The sequence below is a fragment of the Bacteroides faecichinchillae JCM 17102 genome (genome assembly GCF_000614145.1).
Lineage (GTDB): Bacteria > Bacteroidota > Bacteroidia > Bacteroidales > Bacteroidaceae > Bacteroides > Bacteroides faecichinchillae.
Genome location: NZ_BAKK01000007.1, coordinates 1 through 19,474 on the forward strand (window position 1 = coordinate 1; position 19,474 = coordinate 19,474).

Sequence of the window (19,474 nt, forward strand, 5' to 3'; positions counted from 1 at the left end):
GTATGTTTGCGTCTAGCAAACACCCCTTTCTTTTATTTATACTAAAAAAGTATTGAATGGTACAAATATACTAACTATATTCCGCGAAATAACAGGCGGGTTAGTATATTGACATCATTTAACTAATATGTGTATAACTGTTGATGTTTACTAGTAAGTGATAATAGATAAGAAAGGATAAGGGAGGTTGTTGCCATAGGAAGGGTAGGGGATATGTAAAAAGGTGAAAATGAGGATGGAACTAAACTTTGGGTGCTTGTGCTAAGTAAAAAGAAACTAATGCTAACATATTACTTTTGCGTAGCAGTTAGGTGTGGCTAGATTCATGTATGATCTAAGTTCTAGGGAATATAAAGCCACTATTTATTGTCATTTGTCACTTTTCGGAATTAAGTATCAGATAATCAATAGTAAATTGGTGATAATAGACAAGTGACAATAGAGTGACAATAGAGATTCATAACATTTCTATTGTCACTACTATTTAGCAAATTTGTTATTTAAATATTTGATTGTCAGCCATTAAATAGACAATTCTATTACCGCTTCCCCGAGTGGTAAGAATCCCTTTATCCACTAGATTATTGAGTTCCCGCAGTGCTTTCCCCTTCAATAAACCTGTTATTTGAGTATATTCTCTGCGGGTGATAAAATGATTCTTGGTTAAAAACGCTTTAAGTCGGGAATGTCTTGTTTCTTCCGGTATATCCGATGATTGTTGAAAACCGGACTTAGCACGGGATACCGTTCCCGAACTACGTCTGCGAAACCATCTTGTAGCTCTGAAATTCACATTATCGAAAGAAATCGATACTGAGCGAATCTCTTTTTTATCCATCACCGGACGTGCTTTCAGGCTTGCGGAGAAATATCCGAATTCCCCCAGTTTGACATGATAACCTTCACTTAAATAATAAGAAACTTTCTCTTGGAGAGATACCATGATACCAGCTAAATCCCCCTCCGTAAAAGAAGAAGCTTCTGCTATCTCACGAAACAGTTGTTTGCTATCTATCGTTCCTTTCGATACAATTCGGGGATATAAAGGTTGGATTTCCCCGTCTCCATTCTCATTTGGTTTTCTTCGAAAATCATAATCTGCTGCCATTGCATTACTTGTTTTTTGTTAGTTAATAGAATTGTTATTCAACTGATACTGCGTGTAGTAGAACAAATACTAGTAACCTTAATGTGCTGACAAGGCTCGACTAATGTTTTTTGTAAGGTGCACGTTCTCGTTTCATGTACGTGAACCATTCGGATGATGTACGTGAACTCAAAGGATCACGTACGTGGGCCGATGGGACTATGTACGTAAAACGATTTTTATCATTGCAAAGATACATTAATTGAAGCTTTAAAACAACTAAATAAATGGTTTATTTTCTTTTAAATAAAGGGAATTTCGCAATTTTATATGCTGAATTTATTCAACTAAAATAAAGAGGTGAAAAGATTGGTTTTGTGCTATTAATTTATCTATCTTTGAAGGATATATAAATATTCAATAAGAAAAAATGAAGATAACACAAATCAGGGAGAAAGAAGGCGTAGAAGCGTTGAGTATAATAGAGTTTGATTTGTTGAAGGAGAAAATAAAAACAGAGATAAAGACATGTCCGGTCACCGGATTACGCCAGGCCCTGCATTATGTTTTACCCGGAGATACTTGTATGTTAGCTCAAAAGCTTCCTAAAGTAATGCCTGCTGCCGTCTTCGGACGTATTAATGGCGTAAGGCGTATGAAAACATACAATGGAGTTGTTGAACTAAGTGTCGGTCCGTTGGCTGGAAAGGCAGAAGTCGAGTTGGTGAAGAGAAAAGCGGCGGAACTGCCGCAAACCATGTTTTCCTTCATGGGGTCGAGTGGAAAATCGGTTAAGATATGGACATGTTTCACTCGTCCGGATGGAACATTACCTCAGACTTTGGAGGAAGCGGAAATCTTTCAGGCTCATGCTTATCGGTTGGCTGTGAAGTGTTACCAACCCCAAATTCCTTTCGACATTCAGTTGAAAGAACCTACCTTGGAACAATATTCGCGATTGAGTTATGATCCCGAACCTTTTTATCGGGCGAATTCCGTCGCTTTCTATCTATCTCAACCTTTGGGGATGCCTAAGGAAACAACTTACCGCGAAAAAGCAGTTGCAGAGAAATCTCCTTGGCAACGTATTGTACCCGGGTATGATGCAAAAGACGCATTAGCATTACTTTACGAAGCAGCTTTGCGGAAAACGTTGGAAGAAATGAAGGATGGGTGGACACCGGAGACAGATTTACAATCTTTGGTGATACAGCTGGCTAGGAATTGTTTTCTTTCCGGTATTCCTGAAGAAGAGGTGACTCGAAGGACTATTCATCGGTATTATGTTGCCGCACAAGCAATGCTGGTCCGCGCGATGATAGGAAATGTATATAAGGAGTGCAAAGGTTTCGGTAAGAAGGATGGACTGACAAAAGAACAATACCTTGCTTTGCAAACGGAAGAATTTATGAATCGACGTTATGAATTCCGGTACAACACACAGATAGGAGAGGTTGAATATCGGGATCGTTGTTCGTTCTATTTTCGTTTCCGGCCGTTGGATAAGCGGATGCAGAATAGTATCCTATTGGATGCACAAAGTGAAGGTATTGCGGTATGGGATCGTGATGTGGATCGTTATTTGTATTCAAATCGTGTACCTGTTTATAATCCGTTAGAAGAATTTATCTTTCATCTTCCCAATTGGGATCGGAAAGATCGGATAACGGAATTGGCAGCCCGTGTTCCTTGTGATAATCCACATTGGAACATGCTTTTTCATCGTTGGTTTCTGAATATGGTGTTGCATTGGCGAGGGCTTGATAAACAGTATGCAAACAGTACTTCTCCCTTATTGGTGGGGGCACAGGGAACTCATAAATCTACCTTTTGCCGAGATTTGATACCACCCGAACTTCGTGGTTATTATACCGATAGCATTGATTTCAGCCGAAAGCGGGATGCGGAAATGTATCTGAATCGCTTTGCGTTGATTAATATTGATGAATTTGATCAGATAACTCTTACGCAACAAGGTTTCTTGAAACATATTTTGCAAAAGCCGGTAGTTAATCTTCGCAAACCTTACGGAAATTCGGTACAGGAACTGCAACGTTATGCTTCATTTATTGCCACTAGCAATCAAAAGGATTTGCTGACTGATCCTTCGGGTAGTCGTCGTTTTATCTGTATTGAGGTAAAAGATGCTATTGATACGACTCGCCCGATTGACTATCAGCAGTTGTATGCACAGGCGATGTATGAGATTTATCATGGGGAACGGTATTGGTTTGATGAGAAAGATGAGGATATTTTGAAGCAAAGTAACCGGGAGTTTGAGCAGACGCCTCCTGCTATTCAGTTGTTTTATCATTATTTCAAGGCTGCAGGAGATGATCGGGAAGGAGAGTTCCTTTCTCCGATGGAAATTCTGGATTATTTGCAAAAAAGGACGACTATTTCTTTGTCTTCCGGCAAAGCAAATCACTTTGGAAGATTGCTTCAAAAAGCCGGAATACCTTCAAGACACACCAACAAAGGGACTGTATATCGGGTAGTTAAGTTGTAAAATGAGTGAATGATAATATAAAAATTAGTGGCAATAAAGTGACAATAGAAACTGATATTTTTCTATTATCACTTTATTGTCACTGCCTGTTGTCACTAATTTTCTGTTGATTATTAGTGACTTAACTATAAAAAGTGACAAGTGACAATAAAAAGGACTTATAAATCATAGAGTGCCTTGAGTTCAAGTTGTAACTGTTGGTTTATAATCTAGTATAGAAAATTAATATTAGAGAGAAGCCATTGAAAAAGTGTATTTCCTTATTGAGTTATCAGATATATTCCTTAATCTTCTCGGCGGAATCTACAATATAAGAGGGATTGAACTTTTCCAGTTCAGTTCGTGGACGAAATCCCCATGTAACTCCACAGGCAGTAATTCCGGCATTAGCGGCTGTTTGCATATCTACTCCTGAATCTCCCACATAGAGCACTTCTTTTTTGTCTACGCTGGCTATTTTTAGTATGTCAAAAACGATGGTCGGATCAGGTTTCACATTCCTTCCTTCGCGTTGACCAAACACTGCTGTAAAATGGATTTCGGGGAAATAATGTTCAATCAGCTTTTGTGTTGCCGAATGATATTTATTAGAAGCAACGGCTAACTGAATACCGGCAGTTTGCAAATTGGATAATAATTCGGGAATACCGGGATAAGGGCAACTATCATCTGCATTATGTTGATCGTAGTAAGGGATAAATTGCTTGCGGACACGAAGTACATTCTCTTCACTTTTCTCTCCTTCGGGAAGTGCCCGTTCAAAGAGTTTATTGATTCCATTTCCTACCATGAAGTGATATTGGTCAATTTCATGAGTAGGATATCCTAATTTATTTAAAGCATAATTAGTACTATGTGCCAAGTCGGCAATTGTATTGAGTAAAGTACCGTCTAAGTCGAATATAACTAGTTTTTTCATTGTGATTTTGAATGTCAATTATGTGTAACTAAAGATTCATTTACTTAACTTTGATTTTTATCGGATGATCTAATTCTTCTTTCCATTGGAGAAGATAGGCGAACCACGCTTCAGGTGTTTTATATCCGAAAGTCTCTTTCATAGAGGTGAAAGTAGTGTAATAATCGAAATAATTGGCCTGCGGTGCACCAACCGTATACAGATAGTTATCTTTGTCTTTCTCTTCCGATTGAACGTAACGTTGAGGAATACATGTTCCCAGCCCAACCGTTTCTTTGGCATATTTGACAGTATCATTTACGGGCCAGTCCGTTCCCCAACTGCCCACTAATCCTTTGTGGTCTGAGTATGAAACAGATCCGATAATATCTTGTACGCCTGTACAGAAAGTTTCATTTTTTAATGGCTCGTCAAAAAAGGCTTCAATATGCAGGTCACGATGTCCGGCATAAAGGGGGTAACGTGTCATCATGTTCAGTTCAGCACCTTGATATTTCCATCCTGTAACTTCAATCTCTGCAATTACACGAACAGGTCCGTAAGATATAATACGTTCGGTACGGGTATCCACGGGAGTGATATGTGTTGCTTTCTTTCCATTCCAACCTTTGAAAGCTCCTGGTCCGCAACTATCAAATACGCGGAGTACGTCGTCACCGAATCCTTTTGCTAATTGCGCGTCTGTAGGATAGAACTGAGACTCTTTGATTTCAAGACCTTTGTTGAACTTACCGTAAATATCCGGTGTCTGTTTCTCGTTAAAGTAAAGACGATATCCCACCAATTCGGATTCCAGAACCGGACCATGCGGACGTATCATATTATAGATCTCACTTGAACCGGGCACTGTGATAGATTGTACCGATTGGTGTCTGTTTTTTCGTGGCTCTGCAATAAACATTTCCGAGTAAACACGTGCCGGATAAGTCTTGGAACTTTTTTCCGAAGAGAGCATAACTTTAAAAGTCTTTTTTCCTTGAGCCGGAAGATCGGTAACGAACACGAGCTCGTCCATCTTGTGATCTCTGTCCATGTCATCAAGTTGAGAAGGTATTTCTATATTCTCTTCCGTTACAACGGCTGATTTTATTTTAAATCCTACTTTTAGTTTCTGTAGATTGATAACAACGGCTGCATCTGTCTTTGCATGTTCCCAGTTATTGCTGACTTCTATGGTCAGTGACTTTTCTTGTTTTTGTGCATTCAGTGGCAGTGAACAACAGCCTATTAAAAGTGTGGTGATGATGAAATTATTTATCATGATTCGGAAGATGATTATAATACTTTTATGTTTTTATGATGCAAAAATAATTGAAAAACCGGCAGGGTGTTCACTTATTTACACACTTTGCGTGTTTTTATGCAGAAAGTTTCTATCTTTGCACAAAATTTAACTGTTATAAGATATGAGTTACAACTTGTTGAAAGGAAAAAGAGGTATAATCTTCGGTGCTCTTAACGACCAGTCAATTGCTTGGAAAGTAGCAGAGCGTGCTGTAGAAGAAGGTGCAACTATTACATTATCAAATACTCCAATGGCTATCCGTATGGGTGAAGTTAATGCATTGGCAGAGAAATTGAATTGTCAGGTCATTCCTGCAGATGCGACTAACGTGGAGGATTTGTCGAATGTATTCAAAACCTCTATGGACATATTGAATGGGCAAATAGACTTTGTTCTTCACTCTATCGGTATGTCTCCCAATGTGCGCAAGAAACGTACTTACGATGACCTTGATTATGGAATGTTGGATAAAACATTGGATATTTCAGCTGTTTCATTTCATAAAATGATTCAGGCTGCTAAGAAGTTGAATGCTATTGCTGATTATGGATCTATCGTGGCATTGAGTTATGTGGCTGCACAGCGTACATTCTATGGATACAATGATATGGCAGATGCAAAAGCATTGCTGGAGTCTATTGCACGTAGTTTTGGTTACATTTACGGACGTGAACATAGCGTACGTGTGAATACAATATCTCAGTCGCCTACTTTCACTACAGCCGGTTCGGGTGTAAAAGGTATGGATAAGTTGTATGACTTTGCAAATCGTATGTCTCCATTGGGAAATGCAACTGCTGACGAATGTGCTGATTATTGCATCGTTATGTTTTCTGATCTTACCCGTAAGGTTACAATGCAGAATCTTTTCCATGATGGCGGGTTCTCTAGTGTAGGTATGAGTCTTCGTGCAATGGCCACTTATGAGAAAGGTCTGGATGAATATATGGACGAAAACGGTAATATTATTTACGGATAAAAAGATGAAACTACGGATCTCTCTTCTGGTTGTATTAATATGTATCCTTTTTACCTCCTGTGGAATAAGCACATGGACGAACGGGCAGAAGGAAGAAGAGATTTCTGTTCTAAGATATGATAAGCTGTTGAGCGAATATGTTCGCTCTAACAGCTTTTCTGCTAAACAAAAATTGATAATGAACTATCAGCAACCTACCAAAATCTTGATAGAAGATGTGTTGTCGATAGGTCAAGTAAGAGATGATGCTATTTCTCAACGCTTACAGAGTTATTATTCGGATACTATTTTGATTCGTTTGCTGAACGATGTAGATAAGAAGTTTCCTAATCTGGATGCAGTGGAGAAAGATTTGAATAAAGGCTTTCGGAAACTAAAAAAGGAAGTTCCTGAGATGAAAGTGCCGTTTATTTATTCACAAGTGTCGGCATTTAACGAGTCCATCGTTGTAGTGGATACCTTGTTGGGAATCAGCCTTGATAAATATATGGGGGAAGATTATCCTCTTTATAAGCGTTTTTATTACGATTATCAGTGTCGTTCCATGCGTCCGGAACGAATTGCTCCGGATTGTTTTGTGTTTTATCTCTTGAGTCGTTATGGTTTGGATTATCATGAGGGCATATGTTTGATCGACAGGATGCTGCATTATGGAAAGATTCATTTTGTGATGCAGAGTCTGTTGGAGTATAATAATATCGGCCAGGCAATAGGATATTCTGAAGAAGAGCATAAATGGTGTAAGGAACATGAAAAGGATATTTGGAATTACATTCTGACAAATGATCACCTATATGCACGCGACCCGATGATTATCCGGTATTATATGCAACCGGCGGCAGCTATCGATATGTTGGGGGAACAAGCTCCGGCATCAATTGGCACTTGGATGGGAGCGCAGATTATTGCTTCTTATATGAAGAAACATAAAGAACTTAAACTGAAAGACTTGCTGGAAATAACCGATTATCATAAATTGTTCAAAGAATCCGGTTATCTGGCTTCTTAACTATATCCAGTTTCATTCTTCATTCTTAACTCTTTATTAAAAAATGGAAACTGCTCTTTATCTGTTACCTGTTACGTTGGGTGATACATCTATTGAGAAGGTGTTGCCTTCTTATAATGCAGAAATAATTCGTGGTATCCGGCATTTTATAGTCGAAGATATCCGTTCGGCTCGTCGTTTTCTGAAAAAGGTTGATCATGATATCGATATTGACTCATTGACATTCTATCCATTAAACAAACATACATCTCCTGAAGATATTTCCAGCTATTTGAAACCATTGATTGATGGCGCTTCTATGGGAGTAATCTCCGAAGCGGGCTGTCCGGCAGTGGCCGATCCGGGAGCAGATGTAGTTGCCATTGCACAGCGTAAAAAATTGAAAGTGGTCCCTTTAGTCGGACCTTCTTCTATCATTCTTTCTGTGATGGCTTCGGGATTTAATGGACAAAGCTTTGCGTTTCATGGATATCTGCCAATTGAACCGAGAGAGCGTTCGAAAAAACTGAAAGCTTTGGAACAACGGGCTTATACTGAAAACCAGACACAGTTATTTATTGAGACACCTTACCGTAACCATAAGATGATAGAAGATATCTTACAGAATTGTCGTCCTCAGACTAAACTCTGTATTGCTGCTAATATCACTTGTGACGATGAATATATACAAACCCGTGCAGTAAAGGATTGGAAGGGAAATCTTCCTGACTTATCTAAGATTCCTTGTATTTTTCTCTTATACAAATAACATCTTTAAGGTGCTCGTATTCTTCTTCGAAGCAGCTACTAAAGAAGCCTTTGTCCAAATTTTCCTCTATCTGTTTGAAACTCCATAATTTGCTGTTCTTAAAGCGTGGGCTGCAAAGTATGGAATCGTCTTCTATATCTACTATGAATAGGTAAATAAGGCGGTTGGTTACTTCATTCTCAAAGTGATAGACGATATTAAATTTAGGTTTGATTGATTGATCCACATGAGGAAAAGCGTTATTGAATAAACGGGCGACACCGTCTGATAGAGATTCACCAAAACGGAGATAACATTCCATGGGTATGTCAGTTTTTCCTTTATCCAATATGGCAGTCATCGATCGGTTACAGAGGAATAACATTCCGTGAGTGGTAACGGCTATTCTGATAACAGGGTTTATATACGCATTTTTATAATTGATTGCTTCGATGGCAAGGCTTTTTCCTATAACGTCTCCTTTGGTATTTACAATAGGAACATATTCGGTATGAGCCATTAAATGATTAAAATACCGGATGGCAATTTGATTACACAAAATGCTAATAATAAAGACACAGGGGGGAAGTATCTTATAAAGAATAAGCATACTTGTCCGAGTCTCAGTATCTTGGAAAACAACTACAATGCTGATAATTAAGAAATGTAATATTCCGAGTATTAAAGCAATACGAGCAGAGACTATGGATGATTCCGCCCCTTGGGCATATAAACGTTTGCTACAAGAACCTATTTGTCGCAAAAAATGATTGATAAATCTTTTTTTGTGCATATAGAGTATCAGTATGGGAATAAGAACGCTTACTTCCAATGTAAGTGGAAGAGCACCGTTAGGAACAAAGTCGCCTGGAATGAACGTGGCAAGCGTCAGCAAGCATAATATCCCAGTGGATATATACAGAATGAAATTAGGCATTAGTGTACCTTTGCGATGAAGCAATAGATAGATACCCACGATACCCAAACCTGTACCAATGTAAATTGCCGTGTCTTGCGTTATAAATTCACACAGTAAAATGGAAATAATAACGGGGATAAAACCCAATGACATGTTAAACGCTGAAGATAGTACTCCTTTATGCTTCATCTCTCTTGTATCATTATTTGCCGGTGTTATACATATAGAACAAATAGCGAATGTGTTTTGTTTTCTATCGTATATGTTTCTCTGCATGATAGGAAGAGCGAACAAGTGGAGCGCTCTCTACAATGTTAAATCCTTTTTCTAAACCGATTGTTTTATAAATAGCGAATTGTTGAGGGGTGACATACTCTGCAACGGGATAATGACGATGGCTAGGTTGTAAGTATTGTCCAATAGTAAGTATCTGGCAACCGACCTTTAATAAATCGTCCATCAACTCTTCTACTTCCTGGGGAGTTTCTCCTAAACCTACCATAATACCACTTTTCGATTTAGTGCCGCTTTGTGAAATATGCTCAATGACTTTTAAACTAGTGTCATAATTGGCTGCGCTACGTACTAATGGACTGATACGTCGTACCGTTTCCATGTTATGAGAGATGATGTCGGGGCAGGATTCAATGAGCAAATCTAGTAATTCCATCTTTCCTTGAAAATCAGGAATAAGCACTTCAATAGTCGTTTTAGGGTTCAGACGTTTAATTTCCCGGATTGTTTTTGCCCAGTGGTTAGCTCCTAAATCGGATAGGTCATCCCGATCGACAGAGGTAATGACTGCATGGTCGAGTTTCATCAAAGTGATAGATTCGGCAACATGAGTAGGTTCGCTACTGTCCAAAGGTTGAGGACGACCTGTTCGCGTGTTACAGAATTTGCAGCTACGGGTACAGATGTCACCTCCAATCATAAATGTTGCTGTTCCCTTTCCCCAACATTCACCCATATTAGGGCAACGCCCACTGCTACATATAGTATGCAGGCAGTGGGAGTCTACGATTCGTTTTGTTTCAGTATATCGTTCGTTAGCACCGATATTGATTTTCAGCCATTCAGGCTTACGTACTCTATCAGTCATTACAAGTTGTTCAGGAAGAAGTTAGTTATCCGGTTATATAAATGCTGGCGAGTGTTTCCACCATATATGCCATGGTTACGATTCGTATATATCTGCATGTCGAATTGTTTCCCGAGCTGTACTAATTGCTCCGCATATTCTGCACAGTTCTGGAAGTGAACGTTATCATCAGCCATACCATGTACGAGCAATAAGTTGCCATGTAGCTTGTCGGCCCGAGTGAATGCAGAAGATTCTTTATAACCTTCCGAATTTTCTTTCGGAGTACGCATAAAACGTTCGGTATATACTGTATCATAGAAACGCCAGTCGGTTGGAGCTGCAACAGCTACTCCTGCTTTAAATACCGGAGTTCCTTCACTCATACTCATGATAGTCATATAACCACCGTAACTCCAGCCCCAGATTCCAATACGATCTTTGTCTACATATGGTTGTTTGCCCAGATAAAGAGCTGTTTCCACCTGATCTTTCGCTTCTTTTACACCAATTTTTAGGTAAGTACATTTTTCGAATGCTTCTCCACGACCTCCGGTTCCACGACCATCTACGCATACTACGATATAACCGAGACTTGCCATGTAAGTTTCCCAACTGATCTCCCAAGTGTCGAGAACCTGTTGAGAACCAGGTCCGCTATATTGGTACATAAGCACTGGATATTTCTTTGAAGCACTGAAATCAACAGGTTTCATCATCCAGCCATTGAGTGATACACCATCTGTTGTTTGGAAAGAGAAGAATTCCTTTTTCGGTATGGCATATCCAGATAAAGCCTGTTTCAATGGATCATTGGTAATGAGTGTTTTTAATGTTTTACCAGTGTTATCATTGAGCGTGATAAGCAATGGAGTATCTAAGTTCGAAAACTTATTCATATAATACTTCATCGTTTTACTGAAAAGTGGAGTATTTGTTCCCACCTGTTGAGAAAGTTTTATCTTATTCCCTTTTTTATCTATTTTATAGACTGCTTTACGTAATGGGCTTTCTTCGTTACTAGTAAAATAGAAAGAACCATCTTCTTCACTATAGCCTAGGAAGTCCTTAACTTCGAATTTACCATTCGTTACTTTCTTTATCAGGTTTCCGCCCATACTATACCAATACAGATGACTGAATCCATCGCGTTCGCTAAGCAAACTGAAATTTTCCGGATAGAACTGAATATTATCTAATACATTCTCCTTTATATAATAAGGTGATTCATCGCGTAAAATTAACTTGCAGAGTGTTGAGCGTGGATCTGCAAAATAAAGATCGAAACGATCCTGATGACGGTTTAATGTCATAATAGCCAATTTGCTGGCATCCTTTGTAAAGCGTATACGGGGAATATATGCGTCTGGATCAATCGGGAGTTTCATAGTACGGGTAACGTGAGACTTAATGTCATAAGTACGCACTTCTACTTTAGAGTTGGGATATCCGGCTTTCGGATATTTATAACTGTATTGTCCCGGATAATCTTTTAATGCATCAATACGGGGAGCTTCTCCGGCGAAAAGGGGAAAAGAGTAGGAGGGAACTTCCGATTCATCGAAACGGATAAAAGCGATCATGGTATTATCCGCACTGAACTCTAAAGCACTGTTGAATCCGAACTCTTCTTCATATACCCAATCCGGTACACCGTTGATAACTGAGTTTACTTTCCCATCTTCAGTAACCTGACTTTCACTGTTGCCATAAAGCATTTTTACGAGGAAAATATTGTTGTCCCTGACAAATGCAATCATTGTTCCGTCCGGAGAAAAGACGGGGGCTTGTTGAGGCCCACCGTCCGACAGCCGTTCAATTATGTTGTTTGTCGTAACTCCTTTATCATTGCGTTTTAAAGGGTAAATATAATGCACAGCTGTATAAGAACGCCGATAAATCGGGGTTGTTTGGGTTGCAATCAATAATTGTTTTCCGTCCGGAGAGAATTGATAACTGTCGAAGCTCTTGAAATTACATTCACGAGCGGTATTTACATCAAAGATAACTTCTACTTTTTCTCCTGTACGGAAAGAGTACTTGATGATTTGTGTTCTGTTAGCATTCATTTGTGTGTAATGTTCACCATCAAGCATTGGGATTACTCCTTGGATGTTTTCCGTACGAAAACGTCCGGTGGTGATATCTTTAAGATCAAGTGCCTTTTGTCCTTGTGCCATTCCGGCGAGACTGAGCAGGCAAAAGAGCAGAGCCAAATTTATTTTTTTCATTTTATGAATCGTTTTATATTTTATTTATAGTAGTGGATATGGTATAATTCAATGTTGCAAATGTAACAATAAACTTAGATACCTCAAAATACAAGCTCTTTTTTAGTTTGTGATAACCTCTTGTTTTCTTTACTTTTATGTTTGTTTAGTATCCAATTGCGGCTGTTTAGTTAATTTGGCGGTGATGACTTTTGATTTTTTTTGTAATGTGACTGAATTTTATAAAAACTCAGTGTGGATTATAAAAGAGATTCAATATCTTTGTGAAAAGTACTTTAAATAATGACCGCTATGAATTCAAAAAGAAAAGATTTGCAGTATGCTTCCGTTTTTCTATTGGCAGTAGTATTGACTTTCTTGATGGGGAAAGGGGATAATTTGTGGCTAGTCTCATGGGGTGATTTGATTCCTAGTTTGTTTGTGTTATTTATTGCAGGTGATTGTTTGCATAGTTCTTTGCTTCGTATAAAAAGTGGGGAAGAAGGAGTGAAAGCTCGTTGGAGTACTTGTTTTACGTTTTTAGTATTTGGAGTAGTGTTTATTGGTGATCTGTTTTTTATTGGAGATTTTATTATAGATAAGATCCAGGGATGCTAATTGTACATTGTATTGCAATAAATATCAAATAAATTGAGCGTATTATTTTTTATGGTGTGTTCAATATTACTAAAATATAATCTTTGTTTGTCTCATTTTTAGGTATATACATATTTATATTTTATACCATAATCTTTTCAACTTGGATTAAACTAAATAGATAAACTAAAAGCTTTAGTTTACTTTAACTATAAAAAATAGTTTGTGAACTAAAAAATCTAGTTCTTTGCAAAAAACAAAGTAGAATATATGAAAGGACTAACAGCAAAAGAAGAAGAAATCATGGGTTTTTTCTGGGAAAAAGGCCCCCTGTTTGTGAAAGAAATGTTAGCGTTCTATGAAGAACCTAAACCGCATTTCAATACACTCTCTACCATTGTACGTGGACTGGAAGATAAAGGATTTCTAGCTCATTTTACTTTTGGTAATACTTATCAATATTATGCGATTGTTAGTGAAGAAGAGTTCCGGAAAGGAACATTACGAAATGTAGTTAGCAAATACTTTAATAACTCTTATTTGAGCGCTGTTTCTTCACTTGTGAAGGAAGAGAATATTTCATTGGAGGAATTGAAGCAGCTAATTGCTGAAGTAGAACAAGCACATCGTAAGAAATAAGGAATTTACTTAAGTATAAAGTAATGCTATGGAACTCTCATTTTATACATATATTCTGAAATCGGCAATCTGTTTGTCATTATTTTATTTGTTCTACCGCTTACTGTTAAGTCGGGAGACGTTTCATCGACTCAACCGGATGGCATTATTGGGAATATTGTTTTTATCATTATCCATTCCTATTATAGTACTAACAACAACTCAGGAGACGGAGGTTCATCAAGCTGTACAAACCGTTGAACAGTTATTGGTGATGGTGGATACTATACATTCTGTAGATGTTGTAACTACGCAATCGGAGGATATTACTATAGCTTGGACACAAATTTTATTAGTCATTTATTGGGTCGGGATTTTGTATTTCACATGCCGGAATTTATATTCTTTATCACGTTTATTGTTATTGATTAAATCAGGAAAACGGAAAGAATTAAAAGGAGGTATTACATTAATTGTACATGAGCGTGAGATTTCACCATTCAGTTGGATGAAGTATATTGTTATCTCTCGCAGAGATTTAGAAGAGGATGGTAAAGCTATTCTTCTTCATGAAATGGCGCATTTACATAATCGACATTCAATAGATTTACTTCTCGCTGATATTTGTATTTTTTTCCAATGGTTCAATCCTAGTGCGTGGTTGCTGAAACAGGAAATGCAGAATATTCATGAATATGAAGCAGACGAAACAGTAATCAAAAAAGGGATAGATATAAGAGAATATCAATTATTATTAATCAAAAAAGCTGTTGGCACAAGGCTCTACTCTATGGCCAACAGCTTTAATCACAGTAAACTTAAAAAACGTATCACTATGATGTTAAAAGAAAAATCAAGTCCATGGGCACGTTTGAAGTATATATATGTACTTCCATTAGCAGCCTTTGCAGTGACAGCTTTTGCCCGTTCCGAAATCTCAGAAAAAGCTGAAGAAATTTCTACCGTCAAAGTTAATGATTTGGCTGCAATTATCGAAGCAAAAGTGGAGAAAATAAGTAATGATAAGGATTCACTAAAGCAAAAAATTGCAGGTTTACCATCACATATGCCTTTGGCCTATTCTGCAGATTCGCTCGCAGTCAGTGAAGAGTCATGTGTATTATATGCTCCTACCATAAATAAGATGAAATCAGATGGTAAAAAGCCGTTGATTATCATTAATGGAAAAGAAGCAGTGGGAGATGAGCCATTGTCTGGAATTTCTCAGGATAGTATAGCGAGTTTGACCGTGTTACAGGATAAAGTTGCACTTGAAATGTATGGAGAGAAAGGGAAAGATGGTGTTTGGCTAATACAGACGATTGCTAATCAAAAGTCTATAAATGTTTTGAAAAAGGAACGTTCTATGGTAAGTGTAGCGAATGAAATGAATCTTTTTCAGAGTAATAATGGAAAAAATCTAGACCCAAAGAAAGTCGCTTCTTTAGCATCAAAAGACAAAGAACCTCTTTTTATAGTCGATGATAAAAAGGTTTCTCAAGTTGAATTGTCGAAGATAACCGTAGATAGAATCAACTCTATTTCTATTTTGAAAGATGAGGCTGCTATGTCTATTTATGGTGAAAAAGGAAAGGATGGAGTTGTTATTATCACATTGGTAACAGATGAGAAAAATACATTAAGTAAAAAGGCTTCTGATAAATAAAGGGAAAGTTTATGATTGGCTATTGAGAGTTTAATTGGAGTAGATCCATGGGAACATTAATTTCCGATTTCTAGACGGAGATACTCGAGTATCTCCGTTTCTTGATCCGGATGGAACCAACGTATTTCTTCATCTCTTTTAAACCAAGTTATTTGTTTACGAGAATAGATGCGGGAATTCTGTTTGATTTTTTCAATAGCAAAAGGTAACTCACATTCTCCATCCAGATATTTGAATATCTCTTTATAGCCTACGGTATTAAGTGAATTTAGATGACGGTAGGGGAGAACAGACTTTACTTCTTCCAATAGTCCTTCTTCCATCATCAGATCAACGCGTCGGTTGATACGGTCATAAAGTTCTTCACGATCACGAGTCAGGCCAATTTTCAAAATACGGAAAGGGCGTTGTTTTATCTTTTGAGTACGGAAAGATGTATAGGTTCTGCCAGTCATATAGCAAATTTCTAAAGCGTGGATCACTCGTTTGGGATTTTTTAAGTCTACGATACGGTAATATTCCGGATCTAACAAACGTAGTTCTGCGCAAAGCCTTTCAAGTCCTTCTTCTTCATATTTCTTCAATATTAACTGCCGGGTTTCCATATCAACTGTAGGAATATCATCGATACCCTTACATATAGCGTCTACATACATCATTGAACCTCCGGTAAGAATCACGACTTCGTGTTGAGTAAATAGACGAGTCAGAATTACCATCGCTTCTGCCTCATACTGAGCTGCACTATAATAATCGGTCAGATGAAGAGTACCTATCAAATGGTGAGGTACACGTTGGAGTTGGTCGATTGTGGGTGCAGCTGTTCCAATTTTAAGCTCTGCATATAATTGTCTTGAATCAGCAGAGATAATACTAGTATGGTAATATTCTGCCAGTTGTAGACTTAATTCTGTCTTTCCTACACCGGTTGGTCCGATTAATACAATGAGAGTGGGCATAAAATAAATGAAGAATGAGAGTTGAGGGTGAAACTGAGGAAAAGTAACTTAATATCTTTTAGTTACGAATTACACGAATAAATTTGAGACATTATTCGTGTAATTCGTAACTTATTTTGTGATTTTAGAAGTACCCAAATGGATTGGTACTTGCTTGTTAAAACTTTTCTTCGTCAAAAGAAGTGTTTGCATCACCACCTATGTCGAAACCTTCCTGATCAAAGTCTTCCATATCAAAATCTTGATCACCGTAGAAGTTTTCGTCAAGGTCGAGCGATCCACTGCTGGTAGCCATTTCCTCAAAATCTACAATTTGCTTGGGAGCATTACCAGCTTTCATGGTGCATTTGGCACCATTCATATCTTTTCCTGTGATGATTTCGGTCAATTCAATAAAGAAACAGCGTTCTGTCATGTAGTCGAATACATAAAGCAGTTTTTGTTTTTCATCTTCCACTAATTCACTAATAGCAGTTTCTTTCATTACCCAACTATCCATTTCAGGATTATCGTCCATCTCTTCCAAAGTCACTTCTTTTTCTTTTTCCCAATCTTCATCGCAGATAAAGAAAGAAGTCATCTGATCATTGGTATAACCTACTGATTTTAGTATTGCTTCATGGAAGTCATAAAATGTAGCTTCCGGATCAATTTGTATTTCTCTGACAAAATCGTCAATTTCATCAGATATAATGGTAAATCTGTATATCATAATATGACTATTTTGAACTATGTTATTTTATAATTCCACGCTCTGAGCTGCGTATAAAATTGACAATATAATCAATTTCCGGACTCTTTTCAAATTCATTTTCGATCTTCTTCAATGCATCAGTCGTATTCAGACCGCTTTGATAGATAATACGATAAGCATTGTGGATACTTTCAATCGTTTCATTAGAGAATCCCCGACGACGGAGACCGATAATGTTGATCCCGCAGAAAGCAATTGGTTCACGTCCCGCAATGATATACGGAGGAATATCTTTGCTAAAACGACATCCTCCCTGAATCATCACATGACCACCCACATGGCAGAACTGGTGCATCAGTACGTTAGCGCTAATAATAGCGTTATCATCAATTACAATTTCTCCTGCCATTTTGGTCGAATTACCAATGATGCAACCGTTACCGATTAATGCATCATGAGCAACATGCATACCTTCCATCAGCAAGTTATTGCTACCTACAATTGTACGCCCTTTAGCGGCTGTACCGCGGTTAATCGTTACATTCTCACGAATCAGGTTGTTATCTCCTATTTCCGCGGTGGTTTCTTCTCCCTGGAATTTCAGATCTTGAGGAATGGCTCCGATAACGGCTCCCGGAAAGATTGTATTTCCATTACCGATGCGTGAACCATATAAAATATTGGCATTAGCCATAATCTTATTATTATCGCCGATTACCACGTTTTTATCAATAAATACAAAAGGCGCAATTTCTACGTTTTCTCCGATCTTTGCTTCGGGATGAATATACGCTAAGGAACTTATCATCTTAAATACTTAATTATGAATTACTTGTTTTTTACTATCTGTGCCATAAATTCAGCTTCGCAAACTACTTTCTCGCCAACAAATGCATACCCTTTCATTGTAGAGATTCCTCGACGGATCGGAGCTAGTAATTCTACGCGGAAAACTAATGTGTCTCCGGGAACTACTTTCTGGCGGAATTTAACTCCATCTATTTTCATGAAATAGGTAGAATAACGTTCCGGTTCGTCTACAGAGTTCAGAACAAGTAGTCCACCAGTTTGTGCCATTGCTTCAACTTGAAGTACTCCCGGCATTACGGGCTCTTGCGGGAAATGTCCCTGGAAGAAGGGCTCATTACCTGTTACGTTCTTAACACCTATGATGTAGTTAGCACCGATTTCGATCACCTTATCCACTAATTGGAATGGATAACGATGGGGCAATAATTCACGAATGCGGTTTACATCCATCACTGGTTCACGATTGCAATCGTAAGTTGGTGCCTGAATTTCGTGCAGACGGATTTCTTTTCTCATCTGACGGGCAAACTTATTGTTGATTGTATGACCGGGACGAGTCGCGATAATACGGCCTTTGATTGGTTTACCAATCAATGCAAGGTCACCAATAACATCTAGCAGTTTATGACGGGCACATTCATTCGCCCAAACCAGTGGTTTGTGGTTGATGTATCCCAGTTGGCTAGCATCCATGTGAGGTACTCCCATGATATCTGCCAGCTTATCATAACTTTCCTGCGACATTTTGCGTTCGTAGATAACAATTGCATTGTCCAAGTCACCTCCTTTGATCAAGCCTGCAGCAAGAAGAGGTTCTATTTCGCGAACAAAGACGAATGTACGGCTGGCAGCCACTTCGTCTTTGAACTTGTTCATATCTTCAAGTGTAGCAAACTGATTCGGGATGATCATTGAATCATACGAAACCAGTACGTTCAAACTAAAATTCTCGTCAGGTAGTACAATGATCGAGGAACCGGTCTCTTCGTCACGAAATTCAATTTTCGATTTGATGATATAAAAGTCTTTAACAGCACTTTGTTCTACTGTTCCTACACGTTCAATTTCTTGAACATAATATTGTGCACTACCATCCAGAATGGGAAATTCCGGACCATTGACTTGGATAAGACAGTTATCAATGCCCAATGCATAAAGGGCTGCCATACCATGCTCTATAGTGCTTACTTTAACTCCATTTTTTGATAACACAGTACCACGAGTCGTTTCTGTTACGTTGTCGGCTACTGCATCAATAGTTGGTGCTCCCTCCAGATCAATACGTTGTATTTTATATCCATGATTATCCGGGGCAGGATTAAATGTAACAGTGAGATCAAGTCCAGTGTGAAGACCTTTCCCGCTCAGTGAAAAGCTATCTTTCAGCGTTTTTTGTTTCAGCATT

Annotated in this window: 17 protein-coding genes; 7 read left to right on the forward strand and 10 right to left on the reverse strand. The window is 38.2% G+C overall.

Features of this window, described 5'->3' with window-relative positions; all coding sequences use genetic code 11:
• Positions 1-496: 496 nt before the first annotated feature.
• Positions 497-1,108, reverse strand: coding sequence for an HU family DNA-binding protein (locus JCM17102_RS05085; protein WP_025074251.1), 612 nt, complete (start codon positions 1,106-1,108; stop codon positions 497-499).
• A 409-nt stretch (positions 1,109-1,517) separates the two neighbouring features.
• Here JCM17102_RS05085 and JCM17102_RS05090 point away from each other — a divergent pair, with 409 nt between their 5' ends.
• Complete coding sequence (locus JCM17102_RS05090; RefSeq protein ID WP_025074252.1) at positions 1,518-3,596, forward strand: BT4734/BF3469 family protein; 2,079 nt, start codon at positions 1,518-1,520, stop codon at positions 3,594-3,596.
• 271 nt (positions 3,597-3,867) lie between these two features.
• On the opposite strand, the gene JCM17102_RS05095 is transcribed toward JCM17102_RS05090, so the two are convergent.
• Positions 3,868-4,515 carry an HAD family hydrolase gene (locus JCM17102_RS05095; protein WP_025074253.1) on the reverse strand — a complete coding sequence of 216 codons (648 nt, stop codon included), beginning with the start codon at positions 4,513-4,515 and terminating at the stop codon, positions 3,868-3,870.
• A 40-nt stretch (positions 4,516-4,555) separates the two neighbouring features.
• Complete coding sequence (locus JCM17102_RS05100) at positions 4,556-5,776, reverse strand: DUF4861 domain-containing protein (RefSeq protein WP_025074254.1); 1,221 nt, start codon at positions 5,774-5,776, stop codon at positions 4,556-4,558.
• 145 nt (positions 5,777-5,921) lie between these two features.
• On the opposite strand from JCM17102_RS05100, the gene JCM17102_RS05105 reads away from it, so the two are divergent.
• From JCM17102_RS05105 to JCM17102_RS05115, 3 genes are read left to right on the forward strand one after another with little or no spacing between them, the layout of a single operon-like run.
• Positions 5,922-6,779 (forward strand): enoyl-ACP reductase FabI, encoded by an 858-nt coding sequence (locus JCM17102_RS05105; RefSeq protein ID WP_025074255.1) that lies wholly within the window; start codon positions 5,922-5,924, stop codon positions 6,777-6,779.
• Positions 6,780-6,783: 4 nt separating this feature from the next.
• On the forward strand, positions 6,784-7,788 hold the full coding sequence (locus JCM17102_RS05110) for a gliding motility protein GldB-related protein (protein ID WP_025074256.1): 1,005 nt from the start codon (positions 6,784-6,786) through the stop codon (positions 7,786-7,788).
• A gap of 43 nt (positions 7,789-7,831) precedes the next feature.
• Complete coding sequence (locus JCM17102_RS05115; RefSeq protein ID WP_025074257.1) at positions 7,832-8,536, forward strand: SAM-dependent methyltransferase; 705 nt, start codon at positions 7,832-7,834, stop codon at positions 8,534-8,536.
• On the opposite strand, the gene JCM17102_RS05120 is transcribed toward JCM17102_RS05115, so the two are convergent.
• The 3 genes from JCM17102_RS05120 to JCM17102_RS05130 all read right to left on the reverse strand — a co-directional run bounded on the left by JCM17102_RS05120 (position 8,502) and on the right by JCM17102_RS05130 (position 12,746).
• Complete coding sequence (locus JCM17102_RS05120; protein WP_025074258.1) at positions 8,502-9,623, reverse strand: hypothetical protein; 1,122 nt, start codon at positions 9,621-9,623, stop codon at positions 8,502-8,504. The two genes, JCM17102_RS05115 and JCM17102_RS05120, sit on opposite strands and share 35 nt — an antisense overlap.
• A 64-nt stretch (positions 9,624-9,687) precedes the next feature.
• On the reverse strand, positions 9,688-10,536 hold the full coding sequence (gene lipA / locus JCM17102_RS05125) for a lipoyl synthase (protein WP_025074259.1): 849 nt from the start codon (positions 10,534-10,536) through the stop codon (positions 9,688-9,690).
• Positions 10,536-12,746, reverse strand: a complete 2,211-nt coding sequence (locus tag JCM17102_RS05130) for a S9 family peptidase (RefSeq protein ID WP_025074260.1) — start codon at positions 12,744-12,746, stop codon at positions 10,536-10,538. Before JCM17102_RS05130 ends, lipA begins: the two co-directional genes overlap by 1 nt.
• A gap of 291 nt (positions 12,747-13,037) precedes the next feature.
• Here JCM17102_RS05130 and JCM17102_RS05135 point away from each other — a divergent pair, with 291 nt between their 5' ends.
• The 3 genes from JCM17102_RS05135 (at position 13,038) to JCM17102_RS05145 (ending at position 15,606) form a co-directional block, all read left to right on the forward strand.
• A complete protein-coding gene (locus JCM17102_RS05135; protein WP_025074261.1) occupies positions 13,038-13,343 on the forward strand; it encodes a G protein-coupled receptor family protein in 306 nt (101 codons plus the stop codon).
• Between the two features lie 249 nt (positions 13,344-13,592).
• Positions 13,593-13,961 carry a BlaI/MecI/CopY family transcriptional regulator gene (locus JCM17102_RS05140; RefSeq protein ID WP_025074262.1) on the forward strand — a complete coding sequence of 123 codons (369 nt, stop codon included), beginning with the start codon at positions 13,593-13,595 and terminating at the stop codon, positions 13,959-13,961.
• A 28-nt stretch (positions 13,962-13,989) separates the two neighbouring features.
• Positions 13,990-15,606 (forward strand): M56 family metallopeptidase, encoded by a 1,617-nt coding sequence (locus JCM17102_RS05145; protein WP_025074263.1) that lies wholly within the window; start codon positions 13,990-13,992, stop codon positions 15,604-15,606.
• A 56-nt stretch (positions 15,607-15,662) separates the two neighbouring features.
• Here JCM17102_RS05145 and miaA read toward each other — a convergent pair whose 3' ends face one another.
• From miaA to JCM17102_RS05165, 4 genes are all read right to left on the reverse strand, one after another.
• Positions 15,663-16,565, reverse strand: coding sequence for a tRNA (adenosine(37)-N6)-dimethylallyltransferase MiaA (gene miaA, locus JCM17102_RS05150; protein WP_025074264.1), 903 nt, complete (start codon positions 16,563-16,565; stop codon positions 15,663-15,665).
• Between the two features lie 157 nt (positions 16,566-16,722).
• Positions 16,723-17,277, reverse strand: a complete 555-nt coding sequence (locus tag JCM17102_RS05155; RefSeq protein WP_025074265.1) for an IS1096 element passenger TnpR family protein — start codon at positions 17,275-17,277, stop codon at positions 16,723-16,725.
• A 22-nt stretch (positions 17,278-17,299) separates the two neighbouring features.
• Positions 17,300-18,067, reverse strand: coding sequence for an acyl-ACP--UDP-N-acetylglucosamine O-acyltransferase (lpxA, locus tag JCM17102_RS05160; protein WP_025074266.1), 768 nt, complete (start codon positions 18,065-18,067; stop codon positions 17,300-17,302).
• A gap of 20 nt (positions 18,068-18,087) precedes the next feature.
• The gene (locus tag JCM17102_RS05165; protein WP_025074267.1) at positions 18,088-19,473 is read right to left on the reverse strand and encodes a bifunctional UDP-3-O-[3-hydroxymyristoyl] N-acetylglucosamine deacetylase/3-hydroxyacyl-ACP dehydratase; all 1,386 of its coding nucleotides are present in this window, start codon (positions 19,471-19,473) and stop codon (positions 18,088-18,090) included.
• Position 19,474: the final 1 nt, after the last annotated feature.

Coding starts and splice junctions, on each gene's coding strand:
- JCM17102_RS05155 (WP_025074265.1), bottom strand. CDS start 17,277: ATGATATACAGATTTACCATTATATCTGATGAAATTGACGATTTTGTC.
- JCM17102_RS05085 (WP_025074251.1), bottom strand. CDS start 1,108: ATGGCAGCAGATTATGATTTTCGAAGAAAACCAAATGAGAATGGAGAC.
- JCM17102_RS05100 (WP_025074254.1), bottom strand. CDS start 5,776: ATGATAAATAATTTCATCATCACCACACTTTTAATAGGCTGTTGTTCA.
- JCM17102_RS05120 (WP_025074258.1), bottom strand. CDS start 9,623: ATGAAGCATAAAGGAGTACTATCTTCAGCGTTTAACATGTCATTGGGT.
- lipA (WP_025074259.1), bottom strand. CDS start 10,536: ATGACTGATAGAGTACGTAAGCCTGAATGGCTGAAAATCAATATCGGT.
- JCM17102_RS05090 (WP_025074252.1), top strand. CDS start 1,518: ATGAAGATAACACAAATCAGGGAGAAAGAAGGCGTAGAAGCGTTGAGT.
- JCM17102_RS05140 (WP_025074262.1), top strand. CDS start 13,593: ATGAAAGGACTAACAGCAAAAGAAGAAGAAATCATGGGTTTTTTCTGG.
- JCM17102_RS05115 (WP_025074257.1), top strand. CDS start 7,832: ATGGAAACTGCTCTTTATCTGTTACCTGTTACGTTGGGTGATACATCT.
- JCM17102_RS05135 (WP_025074261.1), top strand. CDS start 13,038: ATGAATTCAAAAAGAAAAGATTTGCAGTATGCTTCCGTTTTTCTATTG.
- JCM17102_RS05145 (WP_025074263.1), top strand. CDS start 13,990: ATGGAACTCTCATTTTATACATATATTCTGAAATCGGCAATCTGTTTG.
- JCM17102_RS05110 (WP_025074256.1), top strand. CDS start 6,784: ATGAAACTACGGATCTCTCTTCTGGTTGTATTAATATGTATCCTTTTT.
- JCM17102_RS05165 (WP_025074267.1), bottom strand. CDS start 19,473: ATGCTGAAACAAAAAACGCTGAAAGATAGCTTTTCACTGAGCGGGAAA.
- miaA (WP_025074264.1), bottom strand. CDS start 16,565: ATGCCCACTCTCATTGTATTAATCGGACCAACCGGTGTAGGAAAGACA.
- JCM17102_RS05095 (WP_025074253.1), bottom strand. CDS start 4,515: ATGAAAAAACTAGTTATATTCGACTTAGACGGTACTTTACTCAATACA.
- lpxA (WP_025074266.1), bottom strand. CDS start 18,067: ATGATAAGTTCCTTAGCGTATATTCATCCCGAAGCAAAGATCGGAGAA.
- JCM17102_RS05130 (WP_025074260.1), bottom strand. CDS start 12,746: ATGAAAAAAATAAATTTGGCTCTGCTCTTTTGCCTGCTCAGTCTCGCC.
- JCM17102_RS05105 (WP_025074255.1), top strand. CDS start 5,922: ATGAGTTACAACTTGTTGAAAGGAAAAAGAGGTATAATCTTCGGTGCT.